Annotated in this window: 22 protein-coding genes and 1 pseudogene; 12 read left to right on the top strand and 11 right to left on the bottom strand. The window is 61.0% G+C overall.

Annotated features, from left to right (window positions below; genetic code table 11):
* Positions 1-49: 49 nt before the first annotated feature.
* The 5 genes from XH89_RS29355 to petA all read right to left on the bottom strand — a co-directional run bounded on the left by XH89_RS29355 (position 50) and on the right by petA (position 4,784).
* Positions 50-655 (bottom strand): hypothetical protein, encoded by a 606-nt coding sequence (locus XH89_RS29355; RefSeq protein WP_246767646.1) that lies wholly within the window; start codon positions 653-655, stop codon positions 50-52.
* 86 nt (positions 656-741) lie between these two features.
* Positions 742-1,167 carry a hypothetical protein gene (locus XH89_RS29360; protein ID WP_194463833.1) on the bottom strand — a complete coding sequence of 142 codons (426 nt, stop codon included), beginning with the start codon at positions 1,165-1,167 and terminating at the stop codon, positions 742-744.
* A 116-nt stretch (positions 1,168-1,283) separates the two neighbouring features.
* Entirely contained in the window at positions 1,284-1,958 is a 675-nt protein-coding gene (locus tag XH89_RS29365; protein ID WP_194463834.1) for a dienelactone hydrolase family protein, read from the bottom strand.
* Positions 1,959-2,127: 169 nt separating this feature from the next.
* Positions 2,128-4,191, bottom strand: a complete 2,064-nt coding sequence (fbcH, locus tag XH89_RS29370; RefSeq protein ID WP_194463835.1) for a cytochrome b/c1 — start codon at positions 4,189-4,191, stop codon at positions 2,128-2,130.
* Positions 4,192-4,253: 62 nt separating this feature from the next.
* Entirely contained in the window at positions 4,254-4,784 is a 531-nt protein-coding gene (gene petA / locus XH89_RS29375) for a ubiquinol-cytochrome c reductase iron-sulfur subunit (protein WP_194463836.1), read from the bottom strand.
* A 279-nt stretch (positions 4,785-5,063) separates the two neighbouring features.
* Here petA and XH89_RS29380 point away from each other — a divergent pair, with 279 nt between their 5' ends.
* The 5 genes from XH89_RS29380 to XH89_RS29400 are packed head-to-tail and all read left to right on the top strand — an operon-like array spanning position 5,064 to position 8,189.
* Positions 5,064-5,522 carry a tRNA (cytidine(34)-2'-O)-methyltransferase gene (locus XH89_RS29380; RefSeq protein ID WP_194463837.1) on the top strand — a complete coding sequence of 153 codons (459 nt, stop codon included), beginning with the start codon at positions 5,064-5,066 and terminating at the stop codon, positions 5,520-5,522.
* Between the two features lie 19 nt (positions 5,523-5,541).
* Positions 5,542-6,174 carry a 7-carboxy-7-deazaguanine synthase gene (gene queE, locus XH89_RS29385; RefSeq protein ID WP_194463838.1) on the top strand — a complete coding sequence of 211 codons (633 nt, stop codon included), beginning with the start codon at positions 5,542-5,544 and terminating at the stop codon, positions 6,172-6,174.
* A gap of 14 nt (positions 6,175-6,188) precedes the next feature.
* A complete protein-coding gene (locus XH89_RS29390; protein WP_194463839.1) occupies positions 6,189-6,554 on the top strand; it encodes a 6-carboxytetrahydropterin synthase in 366 nt (121 codons plus the stop codon).
* Positions 6,555-6,558: 4 nt separating this feature from the next.
* On the top strand, positions 6,559-7,458 hold the full coding sequence (hemF, locus tag XH89_RS29395; protein ID WP_194463840.1) for an oxygen-dependent coproporphyrinogen oxidase: 900 nt from the start codon (positions 6,559-6,561) through the stop codon (positions 7,456-7,458).
* The gene (locus tag XH89_RS29400; protein WP_194463841.1) at positions 7,449-8,189 is read left to right on the top strand and encodes an HAD family hydrolase; all 741 of its coding nucleotides are present in this window, start codon (positions 7,449-7,451) and stop codon (positions 8,187-8,189) included. The genes hemF and XH89_RS29400 overlap by 10 nt, the downstream gene beginning before the upstream one ends.
* Before the next feature lie 156 nt (positions 8,190-8,345).
* On the opposite strand, the gene XH89_RS29405 is transcribed toward XH89_RS29400, so the two are convergent.
* From XH89_RS29405 to XH89_RS29415, 3 genes are read right to left on the bottom strand one after another with little or no spacing between them, the layout of a single operon-like run.
* Positions 8,346-8,540 (bottom strand): DUF2783 domain-containing protein, encoded by a 195-nt coding sequence (locus tag XH89_RS29405; protein ID WP_194463842.1) that lies wholly within the window; start codon positions 8,538-8,540, stop codon positions 8,346-8,348.
* Positions 8,537-10,198 (bottom strand): FAD-dependent oxidoreductase, encoded by a 1,662-nt coding sequence (locus XH89_RS29410; RefSeq protein ID WP_194463843.1) that lies wholly within the window; start codon positions 10,196-10,198, stop codon positions 8,537-8,539. Before XH89_RS29410 ends, XH89_RS29405 begins: the two co-directional genes overlap by 4 nt.
* Positions 10,199-10,222: 24 nt before the next feature.
* Positions 10,223-10,765: a VOC family protein gene (locus XH89_RS29415; protein ID WP_194463844.1), complete on the bottom strand. Its 543-nt coding sequence runs from the start codon at positions 10,763-10,765 to the stop codon at positions 10,223-10,225.
* A 124-nt stretch (positions 10,766-10,889) separates the two neighbouring features.
* Here XH89_RS29415 and XH89_RS29420 point away from each other — a divergent pair, with 124 nt between their 5' ends.
* Together XH89_RS29420 and gstA are read left to right on the top strand one after the other, a co-directional pair.
* Positions 10,890-11,381 carry a MarR family winged helix-turn-helix transcriptional regulator gene (locus XH89_RS29420; RefSeq protein WP_194463845.1) on the top strand — a complete coding sequence of 164 codons (492 nt, stop codon included), beginning with the start codon at positions 10,890-10,892 and terminating at the stop codon, positions 11,379-11,381.
* A gap of 173 nt (positions 11,382-11,554) precedes the next feature.
* Positions 11,555-12,187, top strand: coding sequence for a glutathione transferase GstA (gene gstA, locus XH89_RS29425; protein ID WP_194462122.1), 633 nt, complete (start codon positions 11,555-11,557; stop codon positions 12,185-12,187).
* Positions 12,188-12,326: 139 nt separating this feature from the next.
* Here the strand turns inward: gstA and XH89_RS29430 are convergent, their stop codons facing one another.
* On the bottom strand, positions 12,327-13,298 hold the full coding sequence (locus tag XH89_RS29430; protein WP_194463846.1) for a LysR family transcriptional regulator: 972 nt from the start codon (positions 13,296-13,298) through the stop codon (positions 12,327-12,329).
* Between the two features lie 100 nt (positions 13,299-13,398).
* Here XH89_RS29430 and XH89_RS29435 point away from each other — a divergent pair, with 100 nt between their 5' ends.
* The 4 genes and pseudogenes from XH89_RS29435 to XH89_RS29450 all read left to right on the top strand — a co-directional run bounded on the left by XH89_RS29435 (position 13,399) and on the right by XH89_RS29450 (position 18,678).
* Positions 13,399-14,652, top strand: a complete 1,254-nt coding sequence (locus tag XH89_RS29435) for an NAD(P)/FAD-dependent oxidoreductase (protein WP_194463847.1) — start codon at positions 13,399-13,401, stop codon at positions 14,650-14,652.
* A gap of 2,047 nt (positions 14,653-16,699) precedes the next feature.
* Positions 16,700-17,331, top strand: a pseudogene (locus XH89_RS29440) (tyrosine-type recombinase/integrase).
* A 139-nt stretch (positions 17,332-17,470) separates the two neighbouring features.
* A complete protein-coding gene (locus XH89_RS29445) occupies positions 17,471-18,043 on the top strand; it encodes a hypothetical protein (RefSeq protein ID WP_194463848.1) in 573 nt (190 codons plus the stop codon).
* A gap of 224 nt (positions 18,044-18,267) precedes the next feature.
* Positions 18,268-18,678 (top strand): hypothetical protein, encoded by a 411-nt coding sequence (locus XH89_RS29450; RefSeq protein WP_194463849.1) that lies wholly within the window; start codon positions 18,268-18,270, stop codon positions 18,676-18,678.
* Between the two features lie 146 nt (positions 18,679-18,824).
* On the opposite strand, the gene XH89_RS29455 is transcribed toward XH89_RS29450, so the two are convergent.
* Together XH89_RS29455 and XH89_RS29460 are read right to left on the bottom strand one after the other, a co-directional pair.
* Positions 18,825-19,058 (bottom strand): hypothetical protein, encoded by a 234-nt coding sequence (locus XH89_RS29455; protein WP_194463850.1) that lies wholly within the window; start codon positions 19,056-19,058, stop codon positions 18,825-18,827.
* Positions 19,059-19,250: 192 nt separating this feature from the next.
* Positions 19,251-19,427, bottom strand: a complete 177-nt coding sequence (locus XH89_RS29460) for a hypothetical protein (RefSeq protein ID WP_194463851.1) — start codon at positions 19,425-19,427, stop codon at positions 19,251-19,253.
* Positions 19,428-19,744: 317 nt separating this feature from the next.
* Here XH89_RS29460 and hpaD point away from each other — a divergent pair, with 317 nt between their 5' ends.
* Positions 19,745-20,590, top strand: coding sequence for a 3,4-dihydroxyphenylacetate 2,3-dioxygenase (hpaD, locus tag XH89_RS29465; protein ID WP_194463852.1), 846 nt, complete (start codon positions 19,745-19,747; stop codon positions 20,588-20,590).
* The last annotated feature ends 2 nt before the right edge of the window (positions 20,591-20,592 follow it).

Genomic DNA, 20,592 nt, shown 5'->3' on the forward strand with positions numbered 1-20,592 from the left:
GGCCGGGGGACGGCGTCAAGGGCCGCCGCCTTCGGTCGCCGGCTTTTGGCTATTGCTCGACCGGGTCCGGCTGCCAGCCGAATTTGCGCTTCTTCCGGTCCCATTTCAGGACCGAGAAGTTATCGCACTCCATACACGCCCAGGCAACGATGCTGTTGTCGTCACCCTTTTGCAGGGCACCGAATTGGTGGTCCGTCCGCAAGGCATTCACGAACCGGATCTTTGGCTTCCCTTCCGCCGATTGATCGAGGATGAGAATAAATCTGCCCTTTTGACCTGAGCACTCCTCGAAGACGCCGACCAACGCGACCTGCTTGGTCGCCGTGCCGTCGAAGCGCCCCTCGATGGCGAAGGACATGTTGGCGGCTGCCATCGCATCCGCACCGCCCTCGAAGAGCAACTCCCTTGGAATGAGGTCTTTGCGGAATTCAGTGGCCTTGCACCAGCTCTTTCTTATCTCCCTCGCCGGAATCCCGCGAACCTCCGTCGTGAACGGATGGAAGTCGGCAAGGACCCACCAGGCGATACTCTTAAGGTCGCCCTCAATCGTCACAAATGCCGGCTCGGCCCGGGCGGGCGCAATCATGACGAACAAACAACTGCACAAAGCAATGGTCCATCGTCCGGGACGGACGAACACGCCAGCCGCAAGCACGCCTCTCACTCCTTCAACCAGAAGACCAAAGAATCTGGCTTGTGCTTCTGCAGGTCTTCAACACACGGCCCCAGCGTGCGGTCGCCCTAGTATGCGCCGACCTCGTATCCAATCGCCCGAAACCCACCCTCAGGAAGATATCGGAATTCAAACGTGAACTCGGAGTTCGCATCGTGCCAAGTCAGCGCACAGCGGCCGTCGGGCAACGACAGCAGCTTTGCTGAGTGCAGGTGCTTGCGCATGAAGGACGTGAACAAGGTGTCATAACGTTGCAGGAACTCGGTCTCGCCTTTGACCGGCCCGCTCTGAACGTCGTGCTTGGCTTCCGCCGACCAGTACTCGACGGGGAAGGAGATCAACTTGACGATACGATTCCTGTCGTTCGCATTCGCGGCGCCTTCGAAGTCGTTGCGGAAAGCCTGAAACTCAGGCCCGTTGCACCCGGGATCCTTGGCCCAACACGGCGCCGCAAGGCCGGTTGTGAGCAATGATGCGATCAGGAAGGCTTTCATAGGTATTGCCCCGGCGCCAATCTGTTGGCTCCGACGCGGCAAGGTGCGCGACCGCGCCAAAGCGGTCGCCCAATACCGGGCGACCACCTTTGTGTCGCATCAGCGCGCCGCTGCGTTCACCCCAAATGCTTCCTGAAAAACTCCGTCGCCCGGCCCCAGGCGAGCTCGGCGGCTTCGCGGTCGTGCACGGCCTGGCGCTGCTCGTTGACGAAGGCGTGCTCGGCATCATAGCGGAACAGCTCGATCGACTTTCCGGCGGCCTTCATGGCCTTTTCGAAGCCGCTGACCAGCTCCGGCGTGCACCAATCGTCCTTGTTGGCGAAATGGGCCTGAAGCGGGATCTTGACGTCGGCGGGCTTGGCCGCCTGCTCCGGCGGGATGCCGTAGAACACGACCCCGGCGGCGAGCTCCGGCACATGCACCGCGCCGATGATCGTAACGGCGCCGCCGAGACAGAAGCCGGTCAGCCCAACCTTGGCACCGTTGCGCGACAGATATTGCGTGGCGCCGCGCACCGTCTGCGTGGTGGCGTCCATGAAGTCGAGCGAGTTCATCTCTTTGCCGGCCGCGTCCGTATCGTGATACGGCACCACCTTGCCCTTGTAGAGATCGGGCGCCAGCGCATCGAAACCGGCGAGCGCGAAGCGGTCGCACAGGCCCTTGATCTGGTCCGACAGGCCCCACCATTCCTGGATCACGACCACGCCCGGTGCGTTGCCGCGTGCGGCATTGGCGAGATAGCCCGAGGCATCCTTGCCGTCCGGACGCTTGAAAGTGACGCTGGTTCCCATGGTGTCCTCCGACGCGTTTCTGGGGAGAGGTTGGCGGTATTTTGGCCGCTGTACGCGCGATAGGCAATCGCGCCGGACAACACACTCTCGTGCCCCGGATGGGACACGAGACCAACAAAAAAGCCCCCTTGCGGGGGGCTTCTTCATTTTTCGTATCGCGTCGAACCGCTCAGTGCGAGTCGGCCCAGACCTTCTTCTTGGTGAAGTACATCAGGAACGCGAACAGGATCAGGAACACGAACACCTGGAGACCGAGGCGCTTGCGCGCTTCCATGTGCGGTTCGGCGGTCCACATCAGGAACGTGGTGACGTCCTTGGCGTATTGCGCCACCGTCGCCGGCGAACCGTCGTCATAGGTCACCTGGCCGTCGCTGAGCGGCTTCGGCATCTTGATGGCGTGGCCCGGGAAGTACTTGTTGTAGTACGAGCCCTCCGGGATGGTCACGCCTTCCGGCACCTTGTCCTCGAAGCCCTGAAGCACGGCGGCGACATAGTCCGGACCCTGCTCCTGATACTGGCTGAAGAAGTCGATGATGAACATCGGGAAGCCGCGGCCATAGGAACGCGCCTTGGTGATCAGCGACAGGTCGGGCGGGGCCGCACCGCCGTTCGCCGCGCGAGCCGCCTGCTCGTTCGGGAATGGCGAGGGGAAGTAGTCGGCCGGCCGGCCCGGGCGCTCGAACATCTCGCCCTGGTCGTTCGGACCGTCCTTGATCTTGTAGTCGGAGGCAAACGCCGCCGCTTGCGCCACCGAATAGCCGGGTCCACCGGCTTCCGCGAGGTTGCGGAAGGCGATGTAGGACAGGCCGTGGCAGTTCGAGCAGACCTCCTTGTAGACCTTCAGGCCGCGCTGGAGCGCGCCGCGGTCATACTTGCCGAAGGGGCCCGCGAAGGACCAGCTGTTGCCCGGCGGCTTGGTGCCACCTTCCTCGGCTCGGGCGTCCTGCAACGAACCGACGAACAGCACGCCGGCGGCGACGAGCGCGACCACGATCGAGGCCACGGCCTTGCCGCTCTTGGCAAGGATCGCCTCCGAAATCGAGTTCGGCACCGGCCGCGGCTTCTCGATGCGCGAGAGCAGCGGCAGCACGATCAGGAAGTAGGCGAAGTAGCACACCGTCAGAGCCCGGCCGGCATAGACGTAGATGCCTTCCGGCGGCTGCGCGCCGAGATAGCCGAGCAGGATGCAGACCACGACGAATATCCAGAAGAACTGCTTGGCCAGCGGACGATACTTCGACGACCGCGTCCTGGCGCTGTCCAGCCAGGGCAGGAAGCACAGGATGATGATCGCCGAGAACATCGCGATGACGCCCGCGAGCTTGTTCGGGATCGAGCGCAGGATCGCGTAGAACGGCAGGTAGTACCATTCCGGCACGATGTGCGGCGGCGTCACGCCCGGGTTCGCCGGAATGTAGTTGTCGGCATCGCCCAGATAGTTCGGCATGTAGAAGATGAACCAGGCGTAGAGCAGCATGAAGCAGGCGACGCCGAAACCATCCTTGATGGTCGCGTGCGGCGTGAACGGCACCGTGTCCTTTTCCGTCTTCGGCTCGACGCCGTCAGGATTGTTCTGGCCGGCGACGTGCAGCGCCCAGACGTGCAGCACGACGACGCCCGCGATCAGGAACGGCAGCAGATAGTGCAGCGAGAAGAAGCGGTTCAGCGTCGGGTTGCCGACCGAATAGCCGCCCCACAGCAGCGTCACGATGCTCTCGCCGAAATAGGGAATGGCGGAGAACAGGTTGGTGATGACGGTGGCGCCCCAGAAGCTCATCTGGCCCCAGGGAAGCACGTAGCCCATAAAGCCCGTCGCCATCATCAGGAGATAGATGATGACGCCGAGGATCCAGAGCACCTCGCGCGGCTCTTTGTAGGAGCCGTAATAGAGGCCGCGCAGCATGTGGACGTAGACCGCGAAGAAGAACATCGACGCGCCGCAGGCATGCATGTTGCGCAGCAGCCAGCCGTAATTGACGTCACGGACGAGCAGTTCGACCGACTTGAAGGCGAGATCGGCATGCGGCGTGTAGTGCATCGCCAGGATCACGCCGGTCAGGATCTGCATCCCCAGCATGAAGGAGAGGATGGCGCCGAAGGTCCACCAGTAGTTCAGGTTGCGCGGGGTGGGATAGACGACGAAGGAGGAATGGATGAGACCAATGATCGGCAGGCGCCGCTCGATCCATTGCAGGGCCGGATTGCTCGGCTGGTAGTCGGATGGTCCGCTCATGATGCGATCCTGAGGAAATAAAACGACGAGACGGCGCGAGGCTTCGGACGCGGGTCCGAAGCTCAGCCGATCTGGATTTTGGTGTCGGAAACGAAAGTGTACGGCGGCACCGGCAGGTTCGCGGGCGCGGGCCCCTGGCGGATGCGGCCGGACGAATCGTACTGCGAACCATGGCAGGGGCAGAAGAACCCGTCGTAATTGCCTTCATGGGCGATCGGGATGCAGCCGAGATGGGTGCAGATGCCGATCACGACCAGCCACTGATCATGGCCCGACTTGACCCGGGCCTCGTCGGACTGTGGATCGGGCAGGCTCGCCACGGGAACGGCGCGCGCCTCGTCGATCTGCTTCTTGGTGCGGTGGCTGATGTAGATCGGCTTGCCGCGCCAGAACACCTTGATGTCCTGCCCCTCGGCAACCGGGCTCAGATCGACCTCGATCGGCGCACCGGCGGCGATGGTCGAGGCATCCGGATTCATCTGGGAAACGAAGGGCCAGAGCGCAGCCGCGCCCCCTACTGCTGCAGCCGCCCCCGTTGCAACGAATAAGAAATCACGGCGTGTCGGATGGTCCGCCGAAGACGCTGTCGTCACGATTCCAACCCTTTCTTCTTATGCGACCGGTGGAACCGCTCCAGGAGCCCCCAAGGTCCCCGGAACAGTGCTGCCGGCGCCCGCGGCCCCCCGCGGCGGCAGAACTTGGCTTGTCGGCGCCAAAACAAGGCGAAAACAGCAGTCCAGAATCGTTCTATTGGCACCCTTGCAGGGCGAGCGCAAGCCCGCTAACGGCGCGGGAGCGTGCAATGCACGAATTCCCGGGCATGCGATGTTTTATTGAGACATTTCCGGCCCACAACCACCCCTGTAACGCTCATGCAGATCGCACTTTTCCAGCCCGACATCCCCCAGAACACCGGCACGATTCTCCGCCTGTGCGCCTGCCTGGGTATCGCCGCCCACATCATCGAACCGGCGGGCTTCCCGGTCTCCGATCGGCATTTCCGCCGGGCGGGAATGGATTACCTCGACCATGTCAGCATCCTCAGGCACGATTCCTGGTCGAAATTCGAGGAGTGGCGCAGAGGCCAGGGTAGCCGCCTGCTGCTGTTCACCACCAAAGGCGCCACCGACTACCGCGATTTCCGTTACCAGACGTCGGACATCCTGCTATTCGGGCGCGAGAGCGCCGGCGTCACCGACGCGGTGGTCGAGGCCGCAGATGCGCGGCTGGTAATTCCGATCACCGAGGGGCTGCGGTCGCTCAATGTCGCCATGACCGCGGCGATGGCCGCAGGCGAAGCGCTCCGGCAGGTCCGGAACCCGCAAGTTTGAAGACGTTGAGGAGAGACCAGTGAGTTACGCGGTCAAGGAGATCTTCCTGACCCTGCAAGGCGAAGGCGCCCATGCCGGACGCGCGTCGGTGTTCTGCCGTTTTGCCGGCTGCAACCTCTGGAACGGCCGCGAGGCCGACCGCGCCTCTGCGACGTGTCAGTTCTGCGACACCGATTTCGTCGGCACCGACGGCACGCTCGGCGGCCGCTATGCGACGGCTACGGAACTCGCCGACACCATCGCCGCGCAATGGACCGGCCCCGCCGCCAACCGCTATGTGGTGCTGACCGGCGGCGAGCCGCTGCTCCAGGTCGACGCCGCCCTGGTCGAGGCGCTGCATGCGCGAGGCTTCGAGATCGGCGTCGAGACCAACGGCACGGTCGAAGCGCCTGAAGGACTCGACTGGATCTGCGTCAGTCCCAAGGGCGGCAGCGAACTGGTGCTGCGCCAGGGCCACGAGCTGAAGCTGGTCTATCCGCAGGCCCTCGCCGCGCCCGAAGCTTTCGAGCGCCTCGCCTTCGAGCGCTTCTCGCTGCAGCCGATGGACGGGCCCGAGGTCATCGAGAACACCGCGCGCGCGATCGATTATTGCCTGCGCCACCCGCAATGGCGGCTGAGCGTGCAGACGCATAAATCGCTCGGTATCAGATAGGACTGAACGAACAGATGTGGGAATTGACGAAATCGTTCCGCTTCGAGGCGGCGCATACGCTGAAGGGGACGACCTTTGGTGCGGCCAGCGAAGAGATCCACGGCCACTCCTTCCGCGCCGAGGTGACGGTGCGCGGCACGCCGGACCCTGCGACCGGCATGGTGGTCGATCTCGGCCTGCTGCAGCGCGCGATCGAGGAAGTGCGCTTGATGCTCGACCACAAGTTCCTCAACAAGATCGAGGCGATCGGCACACCGACGCTGGAGAACCTGTCGCGCTTCGTCTGGGAACGACTGGCGCATATCGGCAAGCTCACCCGCGTCAGCATCCACCGCGACAGTTGCAACGAGAGCTGCACCTATTACGGTCCGCAAGGCTAACGGCATGACACCGACATTGGACCCGACCGTCATCGAAGATCGCAAGGCCCGCGCCCGCGCCTGGTTCGAGCATCTGCGCGACGACATCTGTGCAAGCTTCGAGCGGCTCGAGGACGAGGCGCCGCAGAGCCTTTATCCCGGCGCGGCCGGCCGCTTCGTCCGCACGCCCTGGCAGCGCACCGATCACTCAGGCGCGGCCGGCGGCGGCGGCGTGATGTCGATGATGTCGGGCCGGCTGTTCGAGAAGGTCGGCGTGCACTGCTCGACCGTGCATGGCGAGTTCGCCCCCGAATTTCGCGCGCAGATTCCGGGCGCGGCCGAGGATCCGCGCTTCTGGGCCTCCGGCATCTCGCTGATCGCGCATATGCGCAATCCGCACGTGCCGGCCGTGCACATGAACACGCGCTTCGTCGTCACCACGAAGGCCTGGTTCGGCGGCGGCGCGGACCTGACGCCGGTGCTCGACCGAAGGCGCACGCAGGAAGACGCGGACACCCTCGCCTTCCACGCCGCGATGAAAGAGGCCTGCGACCAGCAGAACGGCGTTGCCGATTACGACAAGTACAAGAAGTGGTGCGACGAGTATTTCTATCTGCCGCACCGCAAAGAGGCGCGCGGCATCGGCGGCATCTTCTATGACTGGCACGACAGCGGCGACTGGGACGCCGACCTCGCCTTCACGCAAGATGTCGGCCGCGCCTTCCTGAAGATCTACCCCGAACTCGTCAGGCGCAATTTCGCGACGAGCTGGACCGCTGACGACCGCGAGGAGCAGCTGATCCGGCGCGGGCGCTATGTCGAGTTCAATCTGCTCTACGACCGCGGCACCATCTTCGGGCTCAAGACCGGCGGCAACGTGGATTCGATCCTGTCGTCGCTGCCGCCGGAGGTGAAATGGCCATGAGCGCAATGAAACCCCTCCCCCGCGCCATGCTGATCGACATGGACGACACCATCCTGTCGGCCTATGGCCGGCCCGAGATCGCCTGGAACACGATCGCAGAAGAATTCGCCGAGGAGCTCGCGCCGCTGCCGCCGGCCCAGGTCGCCACGGCCGTGCTGGCCTATGCGCGGCAGTTCTGGTCGAAAGCGGGCGCGGAGTGGCGCATGAAGCTTGGCGAGGCGCGCCGCCTCACGGTGCGCGGCGGCTTTGCTTCGCTCGCAGAAAGCGGCCACCGCGCCCTGCCCGACGATCTCGCCGATCGCCTCGCCGACCGCTTCACCACCTATCGCGAGGAAGCGATCTTCGTCTTCCCCGGCGCCCATGATGCGATCGACGCGTTCAAGGCCCATGGCGTCAAGCTCGCGCTGGTCACCAACGGCGCCGCCGACATGCAGCGTGCCAAGGTCGAGCGCTTCGAACTGACGCATCGCTTCGATCACATCCAGATCGAGGGCGAGCACGGCTTCGGCAAGCCCGAGGAACGCGCCTATCTGCACGCGATGGAAGCGCTCGGCGTCACCGCTGAAGACACCTGGATGATCGGCGACAACCTGGAATGGGAAGTCGTCACGCCGCAGCGCCTCGGCATCTACGCGATCTGGCTCGACGCGCATGGCGAGGGTCTGCCCGAAGGCTCGACCGTCAAGCCCGACCGCATCATCCGTTCGCTGACCGAGCTCGTGCCGGGCTAAATCTCGAAAACAACCCCATGCACAGTAGGCGGCGCCTGCAAATTCAGGCGCTTGCGGATTTTACGAAAAATCGTTGACCGTCGGGCAAAACAGGCGCATGATGTCATCCTCGGGATGCGCAGCGCGATCGGAGCTTGAGGCGAGGCCAATGATTATCTAGCCTCCAGACGCGCGAGCGCAGGTGATCGCCTCGGTCAGCACCTTCCGGTCACCGATATGATTGGCGAGCAGCAGGATCAGCCGGGCGTTCATCCGCAGCGCCTGCTCCTCATCGAGGTCGCGCTGGCTGTTGATCAGCTCGGCGTAGAAGTCGTCGGGATCGGCGATGTTCGGGGCGAGGTTGAGCATCATGCCGCAAGCTCCTTCTGGCCGGCGCCGGGTTGGGCACTGGGGTGGGCACTGTCCTGGCCGGTGGCGCGCAACATCGCCTCGATGATCTTTGCCTCGTCGAATCCGGTCCAGCGGGCGGCGACATATTGGTCGGGCCGGAACAAATAGGTGGTGCCGGGGGATGCGGCATAGCGGGCGGCAAGCAAGCCGGTCGGATCCTCGACGTCGCGCCCGACGCGAATGATCCTGGCCGCGAGAGGACCAATCGCAATCTCGGTCTTGTCGGTGACCTTGCCGAAGGTCACCACCGTGAATCCATCGCCAAGGCAACGGAGGAACCACGAAGGCTTGCCGGCAATGGAAATCGGCGCATCGGCCGCATTGGTGCCGGGCCGCATCTCGCCAATGGCGAGGTCCTCGTCGGGCGTATTGAGGGCCGAGGACGCATAAGGCGTCGGCACCGACAGGCGGCCGCTGTTGACCAGCGGTCGCGCGAAGGCGTGATGCTGGGCCAGCTCCAGCACGGCGTCACGGAAATGGCGGCTCACCTTCGTCTTCGGCGTAATGAAATCGGTCGCTCGGGTCGAGTTCAGGATGTTGTCGTCGGCCGCATAAGCCCGCTCTTCGTGATAGCTGTCGAGCAATGCTTCCGGCGCTTCGCCACGCAGCACCATCGCGAGCTTCCAGGCGAGATTGTCGATGTCCTGAACGCCGGTATTGGCGCCGCGCGCGCCGAACGGCGAGACCTGATGGGCGGCATCTCCGGCAAACAGCACGCGCCCCTGGCGGAAATTGTCGATGCGCCGGCAGGCGAACTGGTAGATCGAGACCCATTCGAGCGCGAACTGCGCCTCGTCGCCGAGCATCGCCCGAATGCGCGGGATCACCCGCTCCGGCTGCTTTTCCGCATCGGCATCGGCCCCCCAGCCGAGCTGGAAGTCGATACGCCAGATGTTGTCCGCCTGCCGGTGCAGCAGCACGGACTGGCCGGGATGGAACGGTGGATCGAACCAGAACCAGCGTTCGGTCGGGAAATCCGCTTTCATGGCGACGTCGGCGATCAGGAAGCGGTCCTGGAAGAACTGCCCCGTGAACTCGGCACCGACCATCTTGCGCGTATCGGAGTTGGCGCCGTCGCAGGCGATCACCCATTCCGCCTCCATGGTGAAAATGCCGTCGGGCGTCTCCACCGCGAGCGTCGCATGGTCGCCGGGCTGCTTCAGGCTGATCAGGCGGTGCTTCCAGCGCAGGTCGATCAGCGGATTGGCCCTGCATTTGGCGACCAGGATCTCTTCCAGGTGATATTGCTGCAAATTGATCATGGCCGGCCATTGGTGGTCGGATTCCGGCAACAGATCGAACTGGTAGGACAGCTGGTCGCGGAAGAAGACCTTGCCGACCTTCCAGCTCACGCCGCGATCAACCATGGGCGCCGCGCAGTCGAGCCGGTCCCAGATCTCAAGCGGACGCTTGGCGTAGCAGACCGCGCGCGAGCCGATCGAGACGGTGTCGTTGTCGTCAAGCACGACAACCGGCTGGCCACGCGCCGCGCAATCGAGCGCCGCGGTGAGGCCGATGGGACCCGCGCCGATCACCACGATCGGATGCCGCTTCACGATGCCGTCCGCCTGCTCCTTCGAGCGCAGATAGCCGAACTTCGGATAGATATGGTTCGTCATGTTCGCTGTCCTGCTGAGTAGAAGCTAATGGGCGTCCGCGAACTCCTTCTCATGCATCCAGGCGGTATGGCGCGGCGGGCGCTTGGTCCGCGACCATTCCTCGACCATTTCATGCGCCACCGATTTCATCCGGTCGATCTGCTCCGGCGTGGCAGTCCAGGCCGCGATCTCCAGGCGATGGCCGCTGGGATCGCGGAAATAGATCGACTTGAAGATGGTGTGGTCGGTGACGCCGACGACGTCGAGGCCGGCTGCCTCGGCCCGCCCCTTGGCTTCCTCGAGCTCGGCGAGGTCCTTGACCTGAAAGGCGATGTGCTGGGTCCAGTCCGGCGTGTTGGGATCGCGGCCCATCGGCGGCGAGTTCGGCAGTTCGAAGAAGGCGAGGATGTTGCCGTTTCCGGCATCGAGGAAGATGTGCATGTAGGGATCCGGCGCCTTGGTTGAAGGCACCCGGTCCTCGGCGATGGCGCCGAGCAGATCCATGTTCATGACCTTCTTGTAGAACTCGACCGTGGCCTTGGCGTCGACGCAGCGATAGGCGACGTGATGGATCTTCTCGATTTTCATGGCGTTTCGCTCCCTGGATTTGCGATTGCCAATTTCGTATCAAATGTTACGATCTGCTGGATTTGATCTGGATCAATGGGGCCGGAGAAATTTTTCGGCCCTCGATGCGCGAGTGGACATGGCGATGGGACGTTCGGGCGAGGCGCGGCGCGGCGAAACGACTGGCCGCGCCACGGCGCAGGCGGCGGTCGAGCTCAACCTGCAGCAATATTTTCCGTATCGGCTGGCGCGCCTCGCCGAGCAGGTGTCGCTCGCGATTGCCGAGGTCTATTCAGAGCGTTTTTCGTTGACGCGGCAAGAGTGGCGCGTGCTGGCGATTCTCGGCGCGCGTCAGGAGATTGCGACCAAGGAGATCGGTCCGCTCACGACGCTCGACAAGATGCAGGTGAGCCGCGCGGTCCAGGGTTTGGAGACGCGCGGCATCGCCAGCCGCAAGCAGCATCCCGACGACCGCCGGGAGTTGATCGTCTCGCTGACGTCAGCCGGCCGCGCGCTCTATCGCAAGATCGTCCCCTATGCACGCGAGCGGGAGACGGCGCTGCTGGCGGTGCTCACCACCGAGGAGGTCGAAGTGCTCGACCGCGTGATGCGCAAGATGTCGGCGGCTTTGAGCTAGGGCATGTACTCATTAGGCGCCTGCGAGCGATGTCCGGTTCTCCCCCGATAGCAGCTGAAAAACAGGGATTGCGTGACTTCCGGGTTGGGCCAATTCCAGACGTTCATCTTTCTTGGGTCGAGGCGTAGTATCATATCGTTCGATTTGGCTTTTCTAGCGTTGGTGGCCGCCTCATGAAATTGTATTTCGCCCCCGGCTCATCATCCCTTCTCCCGCACATCGTCCTTCACGAAGCGGCGATCCCTTTCGAGCCCATCAAGATCGACGAACACACTAAAGCCATCTCGGGCGGTGGCGACTACAGAACCGTGAACCCTCTGGGCTACGTACCCGCTCTATTGCTTGACGACGGAACGTTGCTCACGGAAGGAGCGGCGATCGTCCAATACGTTGCCGACCTTGTTCCGGGAAAGAAGCTCGCTCCACCGAACGGCACGATCGACCGCGTAAGACTACAAGCGTGGCTCAATTTCTTCGCGAGCGAGATGCACAAGGGTGGTTTCTCGCCGCTATTCTATAAGGGAATGCCAGAGCAAGGCCGAGATGTTTTCCGCGCTCGTCTGAGGGCTCGTTTCACCCATCTCGATGGGCATCTTTCATCGAACGAATATCTGATGGGACGTGACTATTCGGTGGCAGATGCGCATTTTTTTGTAATATCGAACTGGGCAAGTTGGGTGGATTTCGATCTATCGTCGTATAGCGCCGTGGTCGCGCATCGCCAGCGAGTAGGGTCTCGCCCTGCCGTTGTTACTGCCCTGACAGCCGAAGGACTTGTGCCTTGGCCGGCCAAGCAGCCTCATTGAGGCTGCACCCTGAAGGTCAGCTTCGGGTCAATCGCGACGATTTGGCTCGGTTTAAGTTAGGTCGGGTCTGCCCCTGACAGCCGACATATCCTCGGCCGTGGGATGAGGCAGCGATGGGCCACAAGCCGACATTTCCCTGCTAGCGCCCAATCTGCGTTTTGATCTCCTTGGCAACGGCGCGAACGCAACCGATGAACACGTCCACGACCGGGCTAGGCGTGCGCTTCTTCAGGGTGACGATCGTCACCGGTCGCGCCGTTGCGTTACGCCCCAGATCGATCGGCAGAATCCTGACCGTGTCTCGCTTGGCATTCAGGACGGGCACAGCGGACGCCGCGACAATGGTAAGGTAATCTCCCGTCATCATCAGCATATCGCGTAGCTGAAGCGAATAGCCCAGCACTATCGCATGCGGGAAGCTTAAACCCTGCTCGCGAAACGCCTGCTCGATGAAGATTCCCGGTGTTCGATCCGGAGGATACAATATCCATCTCTCGTCGACGAGGTCGGCCAAAGCCACCTTGCGCCGGCGCGCCCATTTGCTCTGGACCGGTGCGACGACGACCATCGGGTCGCGATAGAGGATCTCCGAATGCACCTCTTCGCCGAACGGCGGCCCTAGCCGGCCAAACATCAGATCGACGCTGCGATCGAGCAATTGCCTGACGTCGGGCAGGACAGGATTGGTTTGCTCGATGTGCAGTCTAATCCCCGGGTGTTGAGCGGATAACCGTTCCAGCACCGGCGGCAGCAGGGTTGCGGCCAGTGTATCAGGACAACCCAGTCGGACCTCGCCGATCCTTGGATCGGCCAGAAACTCAATCTCGCTGACGCCCTGCCGCAGCTCATCGAAGACCGCCAAGCCGCGCCGCTCGAAAGCCTTGCCGTAGTCCGTCGGTGCGACGCCCTGCGGGCCGCGATCCAGCAGCTTCACGCCGAGCGCAAATTCCAGATCCGCGACAGATTTCGATATCGCGGGTTGCGTCACGGACAGCTGTTGCGCCGCCCGTGCCATGCTGCCGCACTGCGCGACTGTCAGAAATACATGCACATCGCGCAGTCGAATACGCCGACCAATTCGGGCGTCCCAGTTCTCGCGCTTTGCGGACATAACCGTTTCCTCATGACGATAGGCCAAATTAGTCCATTCCCTTTATAGCTTGCCCAAATAGTCTGACAACGGTTCTCCCCAGTCGATAAACGGTGATTGAATGCCCGAGGCTATCGAGACGATCGTCATTGGCGGCGGCCAGGCCGGCCTCGCCATGAGCTATCACCTGACACAGCGCGGACGGTCGCATGTCGTGCTCGAACGCGGTCGCGTTGCCGAGCGGTGGCAGAGCGAACGTTGGGATTCCCTCGCCTTTCAGTTTCCCAACGCGATGCTTCGTTTGCCCGGCCACGCTTATTCGGGGAATGCGCCCGATGGCTTCATGGGACGAGACGGCGTCGCTCGCTTCATTGCTGACTACGCCATGAAGATAGCTGCTCCGCTCCGCTGCGGCGTTGTGGTGAGCTCGGTACGTCCCACGAATCGCGGACGATTTGTTGTGCAAGCGGGGCAACACATGATGGAAGCAGCAAATTTGGTTATTGCGACCGGCCCATATCAGCTTCCGTCCGTTCCGCCGTGCAGCGCATCGTTTCCCCCCGCGGTTCATCAAGTCACGGCGAACCGCTATACGCGCCCCTCGGACCTTCCGCCCGGCGCCGTGCTGGTGGTCGGATCGGGCGGCTCCGGATGCCAAATCGTCGAGGATCTTCGAGGGGCCGCGCGCGAGGTGTTTTACGCCACTCGCCGACACCGGCGATGGCCGCGCCGCTACCGGGGACACGATGTCGGCTGGTGGATCGAAGAGAGCGGCATGACCAACATGACCGGCGATCGCATGCCGCCGGAATGGCGCAACTTCAAAGCGCCTTTGATAACGGGCGTGGGCGGCGGCCACACGATCGATCTTCGCCAGATCGCAAGTGAAGGGGTCACGCTGCTCGGCAGTCTGCTCGATCTTGTCGATGGCCGCCTGCACCTCGCGAACGATCTGAACGCCAACCTGAAAGCCGGAGACGACACGTTCGTACAGTTCGTTCGAACGATCGATGAGTTCATCGAAACGAAGGGACTTGAAGCGCCAGTCGAGGAAGGTTTCGATCCCTATTTGCGCGCGGTGCCAGAAGTATTGCCTGAGGTCGACAGGCTTGACCTGCACGACGCGAAGGTCACGACGGTTATCTGGGCGACAGGATATCGCTACGATTTCGAATGGATAAATTGCCCAGTCTTCGACAAGCAGGGAGCGCCTATCCAGCAACGCGGCGTGACGGCCATTCCCGGTCTTTATTTCCTTGGCCTGCCACGCATGCACAAGGTGAAATCGGCATTCCTATGGGGCGTTGGTGAGGACGCCGAATATCTTGCAAGCGAGATTGCGGCCAGAGCGACAAATCGGTCTGCAGGACGATAGAGCCCACCGGTGAGTCTGCTCTGGGTCAAAGGGTGCCCTCGTCGTCTCCACGACAGGTTTCTGCTTCTCCCTCGGAAGCGGACGGTGCGAGGCTGAGAGCGGAGGTCAGCCACGGGCCACAGCACAGAAGCGGACTCGAAATGCGAGCTATTCCCCTAACGATCATTTAGCAATTCTAAGGTGATCTCAATTTTCGACGCCGCTATGAACTGGCCGGCCGCTTAACGATTTTCCGGGGCGCCGCTTGCACATTTCGTCCTCATTCATTCTCTAGGCGGTGTCAGCTGAGATGGCGTCATGACAGGCCAGAAAGTCAGAATGCCGCGCGGAACCAATGCGATGATGCGAAAGGCCAGATCGGCTGCGGCGTGGAGTCTGCTTGCAGCGTTATGGCTGCTTCTTCTTGCTGAGGTTTTGTCCGCCGTTTTTACAATGCAAGTATTTTACGGAGGTAGGTTCACCCCCCTACATTGGGTGAGTTATCAGGCTGAACCAGGTTTATTCAGTTTCGTGCTGATCGGCTCGCTTGCAGGGACCTGCTTCTCTGGCTGGGTTCTTTTGAGGCTCATTCCCAAGCGGTGCTGAAGGCGCAGTGCCCACTCCAGCTTTGGGTCAAACTGCGACTTCAACCTCGCTTCAGGGCTAGTCCGTCTATGCCGGATAGCGGAAGCTGCGGTGGTCTGCGTCAAGGTCAGCAGCGGGCCAACAGGCGTCATCGCGAGATTGGCCTGATACGATAGAGGCCGCTAACTGAAGCGCCTCACGGGAGGGGCTAGGACATGCCGGACTGGCTTCTTGCGCCCATCTGCCTAATCGTCCTTGTCGGCTTTCTCTGGTTCGCCTTTAGGCAAGGGTTAAAGGTGAAGCCCGACAGGGAGAACCGCGACAACTGGGATCGCTTTGGCGGACCGCCCGACAGTCATCCGGGAAGTCCAAGCTGGGAATTAGGGCGCTGCGGGTCAATCGCAGACATTAGGCTGCTCGCCAATCAGTGGGATTTCAGATCGCGCCGCTCTTTGAACTTGCGTCCGACCAGGTATCCCACAGATGCGATGGCCAAAATCGGCGGCAGTGCAAACACTGCGGAATAGGCAAGCAGCTCGATCAAACTCGGAGAGTGACGGAAGCCTTGCTGAACGCGCGTAAGAGCGAGGAGCGCTATCGCGGCGGCATAGCTGAGAAGGACGCACAGAAACCATCGTCCCACAAGCCGCCCAATTGCTGCGCCAACAATCAGGGCAGGAATAAAGGAGAGTAACGCTACGCTACCCCATAAGTAGACTAGGTCTCTAAACAATCGAATATCCCACACCGGAAACCTCCGCGTCTCCTAACGCGAACAATGAGCTACTGCGCTGCGTAGCCGTGCCCGTCCGGTTAAAAGCTGCCATCCGGTCGCGGAAACCCTCGCCCCTTCGGAGGTGCTTGTTCGACACAGGTCTTCGCCCGTGCGACAATTTCCTTCGGTGATAGCTCATTGAGAATTCGATCGCGTTCCTTTCCAAAGATGAAAGCAAGCTCCATCAGACGTTCACGCTCACCTTCAGGCTCACGTGTGTCTAACCTTCGGAAAGTCGCAGAGGCGTTCTGATGGTTGACCTCAGCGTCATTGGCTTTTTGTCGTAGCGCAGGGTCAGTGGGGACTTTGCCAGTTTCCATAAGCTTGTCCGCGACAAAAATAGTCGTCGCACAGGTGAGATGGGCGTCCTCCTGGGGAGAACAAGCGCCCAGATATAAGCTCGCAGCAACAAGTTGAGCCGATACTGCGGTTTTGCAGAGAGGTTTCACGGCACACCTGGGTTCGGAGCGGGTGATAAATGACCTGAGACGCGCAAGTCCACTTGTCGGTTGCAGAGGAGCGCTCCGTCAACCGAGATCACAGTGAATGCTCAATTTTCCCTAAACAGAGGAAGTCCGCTCTGGGTCACAATCGGTCCTGTCATCGCTCGAATTGGTCCCAAGTACGTCTCCAATCGTCTCAAAGCGGGCGTGGGATCGGAAGGGCTCCGGCTGAAAATGACCAGCCTCACTAGATGAGGAGGTCAACATGACCGACATCCCAAGCACCATCCCTGCCATCTCGAGACACGTTCCTTGGAACAAGGGGAAGATCATCGGCGCAAAGCCGCCGCTCCGTCCCAAGCACGTCTGGTCAATCCGAACCAAGCTACAGGTCGAAGGCCGAACGCGTGATCTGGCGCTGTTCAACGTCGCCATCGATAGCAAGCTGCGCGGCTGCGATGTCGTCGCATTGAGAGTCGATGACGTTGCGCCGGGCGGGTATACGGCGGATCGCGCGGTCGTCCGACAGAAGAAGACCGGCCGGCCAGTCAAGTTTGAACTGACGGAATCAACCCGGCAGGCAATCGACGACTACCTGCGGTTTGCGGGCAAGAAGCCAGGAGAATACCTGTTCACCGGGCGGCGGCTGAGTAGACATATGACGACCCGCCAGTATGCCCGCCTCCTATCCCGATGGCTCGCCGACATCGGATTGGATCCGCATCTGTTCGGGACGCATTCCCTTCGCCGGACCAAGGCGACCTTGATCTATCGCCGAACCGGCAACCTGCGGGCCGTACAGCTCCTTCTGGGGCATACTAAGATCGAGAGCACCGTTCGATATCTCGGCATCGAGGTAGACGACCCCTCGCGATAGCAGAACAAGTTGACGTCTGATTTTGGGGGCAGAGCAGACAGGCTCTGCTCTGCCCTTACTGGCGGCTTCGGGCCAGAAGGAGACATTCTCTACTTAGGACATTCTTCCTTTAACCTGATATGAATAGAGGCCAGCCAACTGAAGCGGCGGTATCGTTCAATGAGCGGTGAAATTGTCATCCCCCCAGAACAGCGTATCAAAGTTGTTGAACGTGAAGACGGGAAAGCCCGTCTCGTTATCTTCTCGCAACGGCCAGAGACCTACCAATTCGCGGTTGAGACAGATTGGGAAGACGAGGGCTACGCTTGGAAGGTGATGTCCGGAGTATCTGGTATTTACAGCAGTCCAGAGGACGCCGAACGTGACGCGAAGCAAGAAATTCGATGGGTTCGCGATCAGTTGGCAAAAGACAACCCGACTAAAGGCGCCAACGAGGTCCCGGCGTTCTTTGTGAAAGCACCCCGCTCCATGGCACTCCGCGACTTTGCCGAGCATCTTGCGAAATTAGCACAGTCGGACCGGTGGGAAGAGCGAGATAGTGTAAACTACCCCGATGGCTATTACTTTCGGCAATGCTTTGGTCAGCTAGAGATCGTCGCGCAAATTGCGGACGGTACCGAATTCTCAGATGCTGATTTTTTGATTTGGGTCCGCAAGGGCGAAGACATGGATAGGCGCACGGAAGCGCTGGCGAACATGCTCGTTCAATCCGGTTACGTACTCATCGGCTAATCCGTACTTGCTCGCAGGTTGTCTGCTTCGGGTCACGAACTGAACTCAGTAGCCCGCATAACGAAGGTCGCCTTACCTTCGGGAAGCAGACATCGACTCATATTTGGGCGCAGGCCAGCAACGGGCCAAAGGCTGACATTGCAGGCATAGTTTGATAGAGTAGCGAACTGCACCTATAGTACACCTTAGGTGGCTTCAATGAGGGCAAGCGTGGGATTTCGAAATTGGCAGGTATCGCTCCCGAGAGTTTGGCGCGTCTTCGACGCCAGTGGTTCGGCTCCGTCTATGAGATTGCGGATTTAGGCTATCAGCGCCGAACTTGGCTCACGCCGCCAACCAGCAGTCCGCATTGGTCGTATGTAGAGTTTTGCTGCTCATATCCTGACGCTGATCAGCTTCAGTTTGCGCGGGACCATGGACATCTGAGTTCCAAAGAATTCGACCTCTTGTCCGCCCTCGGTGAGGCGATCATCTCCCATAAAGCGAACGATGACTGCGACGACGGCGCAATCTTGGAAGACCCTGACTGGCATGCAGTGGTCGCAAAGGCCGAAACTGTTCGACAGCAGCTGCTTGCCATCATAGCGGACACGGTCGAGCGCAATTATCTGACAGGGGATATGGGTGCCGCGTGATCCGCAAGATGACTGCTTCGGGTCACGAACTGAACTCAGTAGCCCGCATAACGAAGGTCGCCTTACCTTCGGGAAGCAGACATCGACTCATATTTGAGCGCAGGCCAGCAACGGGCCACAAGCCGACCTTGTGCAAGACGGTCAAATCAGATTCTTGCCCTGGCCTCGTATCGCCCCGCCACACACTTGTAGCGATCGATGTGCCAATCGTCGGACCGGTAGATTGGATGGTTCGCCTTCCATTGCGCCAAGGACGCCTGGCCGCCGATCATGCAGCTTTGAAATGTGACGCCCGCATCTAAGGAGGAGTTTGTGACGAGCACCTCAGTACAGTCTGAAGCGGACAAATGGCAAAGCACGGCAACGACGGTGACGAACATGATTTGATATCCGGAATTCATAGTCGTCTGAAATCGAAAGCAATATGCATGTAATCTAGCAGATAAATTTCACGGATGCCAAGAACCGCGAGGCCCTCATTTCGACGGCTGGGTCGCAAGCTCGGGGTGGCCAGCAGCAGAAGTCAACGTGGGCTGAAATGAAAGGGGCCGCCCACTGAGGCAGTCCCACTCTCAACCTTGGCCTTGAGTAAGTTGCTGCAAGATCTGTTGAAACATCTGGGCCGGGACGTTCTGACCGCCAGATGTTGGTTCTTTACGGCACACCCCCTCAACGGCCCCTTTGACGCCGCCGCCACTCACATTCGCCAACTCGGCGAAGCTCAGTTCGCGATTGTTGCTGCTCATCATGGTCCGGCTCCTTGCTTGGCGTTTGGCCATTGATCTTGAACGAGCATGCCTGTTGGCTCGCACCAAAACCATGACGGGCGTCACATTCCAAAACAGGCCAGTGGAATTATCAGACCAAGCCACTGAGGTCGGACACAGGCAGTAATGCTCTGGTCAAGCATGGAATTTCTGCTTGACGCCGAAAGCTGACATTGGCGCATCTCTGAGTACACGCCCTGGCGAGCGAAGCCGTAGCGTCGATTTGACCTGAATCAATTGTCGCCGGGATCTCAATTACTACGATCGCAGCAACGATAAATCAGGGAAGGGAGGCCTCCGTGGGAGAGATCGTGCTGGCCGCCAAGATCGCGCACGTCCCCTCGATCATGATTTCCGAACGGGAAGGTCCCCTGAAGGGGAAGCGCGCTGCCGCGATTGCGGCCCTGCGCGAGATCGGCAGGCGGGCGCGCGAGCGAGGCGCCGACACATTTCTGGTGTTCGACACGCACTGGATTTCAAATTTCGGCTGTCACATGAACGCGAATGCGCGTCATCGCGGCGTCTACACCAGCCATGAAGCTCCCCACATGATCCAGAACATGGCGTACGATTATCCGGGCGATCCCGAGCTTGGCGATGCAATCGCGGCAGAAGCCGCCAAGGACGGGCTTCAGGTGCTGGCACACAAGGTCGAGACCTTGCCGCTCGAATACGGGACCATCGTGCCGATGCACTACATGAACGAACGCGGCTGGGCCCGCGTCCTCTCGGTCGCCGCGCCGATCTTCGCCACCGTCGAGGAGAACCGCAAATTCGGGGCCGCTTGTGCCAGGGCGATCGCGGCGTCCGATCGCAAGGTCGCCGTGCTCGCGTCCGGCTCGATGTCGCACAAGCTCGTATCCAACGAGCAGGTCGGCGATGGACAATGGGAACAAATTGGCAGCGAATTCAACCGGCAGATGGACCTGCGGGTTCTCGACCTCTGGAAGGAGCGGCGCTATGCCGAATTCGTCCGCATGCTTCCGGAGTATTCGACCAAGTGCAACGGCGAAGCCTTGATGGCGGACACGCACATGATGTTCGGGCTGCTGGGATGGGACGGCTACAGGGGGGAAACCGAGTTGCTGTGCCCCTACTTCCCGTCGTCAGGCAGCGGCCAGATCATTGCTGAACACCATCTCTGAGG

Source organism: Bradyrhizobium sp. CCBAU 53340 (assembly GCF_015291645.1).
Taxonomy (GTDB): domain Bacteria; phylum Pseudomonadota; class Alphaproteobacteria; order Rhizobiales; family Xanthobacteraceae; genus Bradyrhizobium.

Bases quoted from the DNA above. Each gene is read 5' to 3' on its own strand.
- XH89_RS29360 (WP_194463833.1), bottom strand. From the start codon at position 1,167: ATGAAAGCCTTCCTGATCGCATCATTGCTCACAACCGGCCTTGCGGCG.
- XH89_RS29365 (WP_194463834.1), bottom strand. From the start codon at position 1,958: ATGGGAACCAGCGTCACTTTCAAGCGTCCGGACGGCAAGGATGCCTCG.
- fbcH (WP_194463835.1), bottom strand. From the start codon at position 4,191: ATGAGCGGACCATCCGACTACCAGCCGAGCAATCCGGCCCTGCAATGG.
- XH89_RS29380 (WP_194463837.1), top strand. From the start codon at position 5,064: ATGCAGATCGCACTTTTCCAGCCCGACATCCCCCAGAACACCGGCACG.
- XH89_RS29390 (WP_194463839.1), top strand. From the start codon at position 6,189: ATGTGGGAATTGACGAAATCGTTCCGCTTCGAGGCGGCGCATACGCTG.
- hemF (WP_194463840.1), top strand. From the start codon at position 6,559: ATGACACCGACATTGGACCCGACCGTCATCGAAGATCGCAAGGCCCGC.
- XH89_RS29400 (WP_194463841.1), top strand. From the start codon at position 7,449: ATGGCCATGAGCGCAATGAAACCCCTCCCCCGCGCCATGCTGATCGAC.
- XH89_RS29405 (WP_194463842.1), bottom strand. From the start codon at position 8,540: ATGATGCTCAACCTCGCCCCGAACATCGCCGATCCCGACGACTTCTAC.
- XH89_RS29410 (WP_194463843.1), bottom strand. From the start codon at position 10,198: ATGACGAACCATATCTATCCGAAGTTCGGCTATCTGCGCTCGAAGGAG.
- XH89_RS29415 (WP_194463844.1), bottom strand. From the start codon at position 10,765: ATGAAAATCGAGAAGATCCATCACGTCGCCTATCGCTGCGTCGACGCC.
- XH89_RS29420 (WP_194463845.1), top strand. From the start codon at position 10,890: ATGGGACGTTCGGGCGAGGCGCGGCGCGGCGAAACGACTGGCCGCGCC.
- gstA (WP_194462122.1), top strand. From the start codon at position 11,555: ATGAAATTGTATTTCGCCCCCGGCTCATCATCCCTTCTCCCGCACATC.
- XH89_RS29430 (WP_194463846.1), bottom strand. From the start codon at position 13,298: ATGTCCGCAAAGCGCGAGAACTGGGACGCCCGAATTGGTCGGCGTATT.
- XH89_RS29435 (WP_194463847.1), top strand. From the start codon at position 13,399: ATGCCCGAGGCTATCGAGACGATCGTCATTGGCGGCGGCCAGGCCGGC.
- XH89_RS29445 (WP_194463848.1), top strand. From the start codon at position 17,471: ATGAGCGGTGAAATTGTCATCCCCCCAGAACAGCGTATCAAAGTTGTT.
- XH89_RS29455 (WP_194463850.1), bottom strand. From the start codon at position 19,058: ATGTTCGTCACCGTCGTTGCCGTGCTTTGCCATTTGTCCGCTTCAGAC.
- XH89_RS29460 (WP_194463851.1), bottom strand. From the start codon at position 19,427: ATGATGAGCAGCAACAATCGCGAACTGAGCTTCGCCGAGTTGGCGAAT.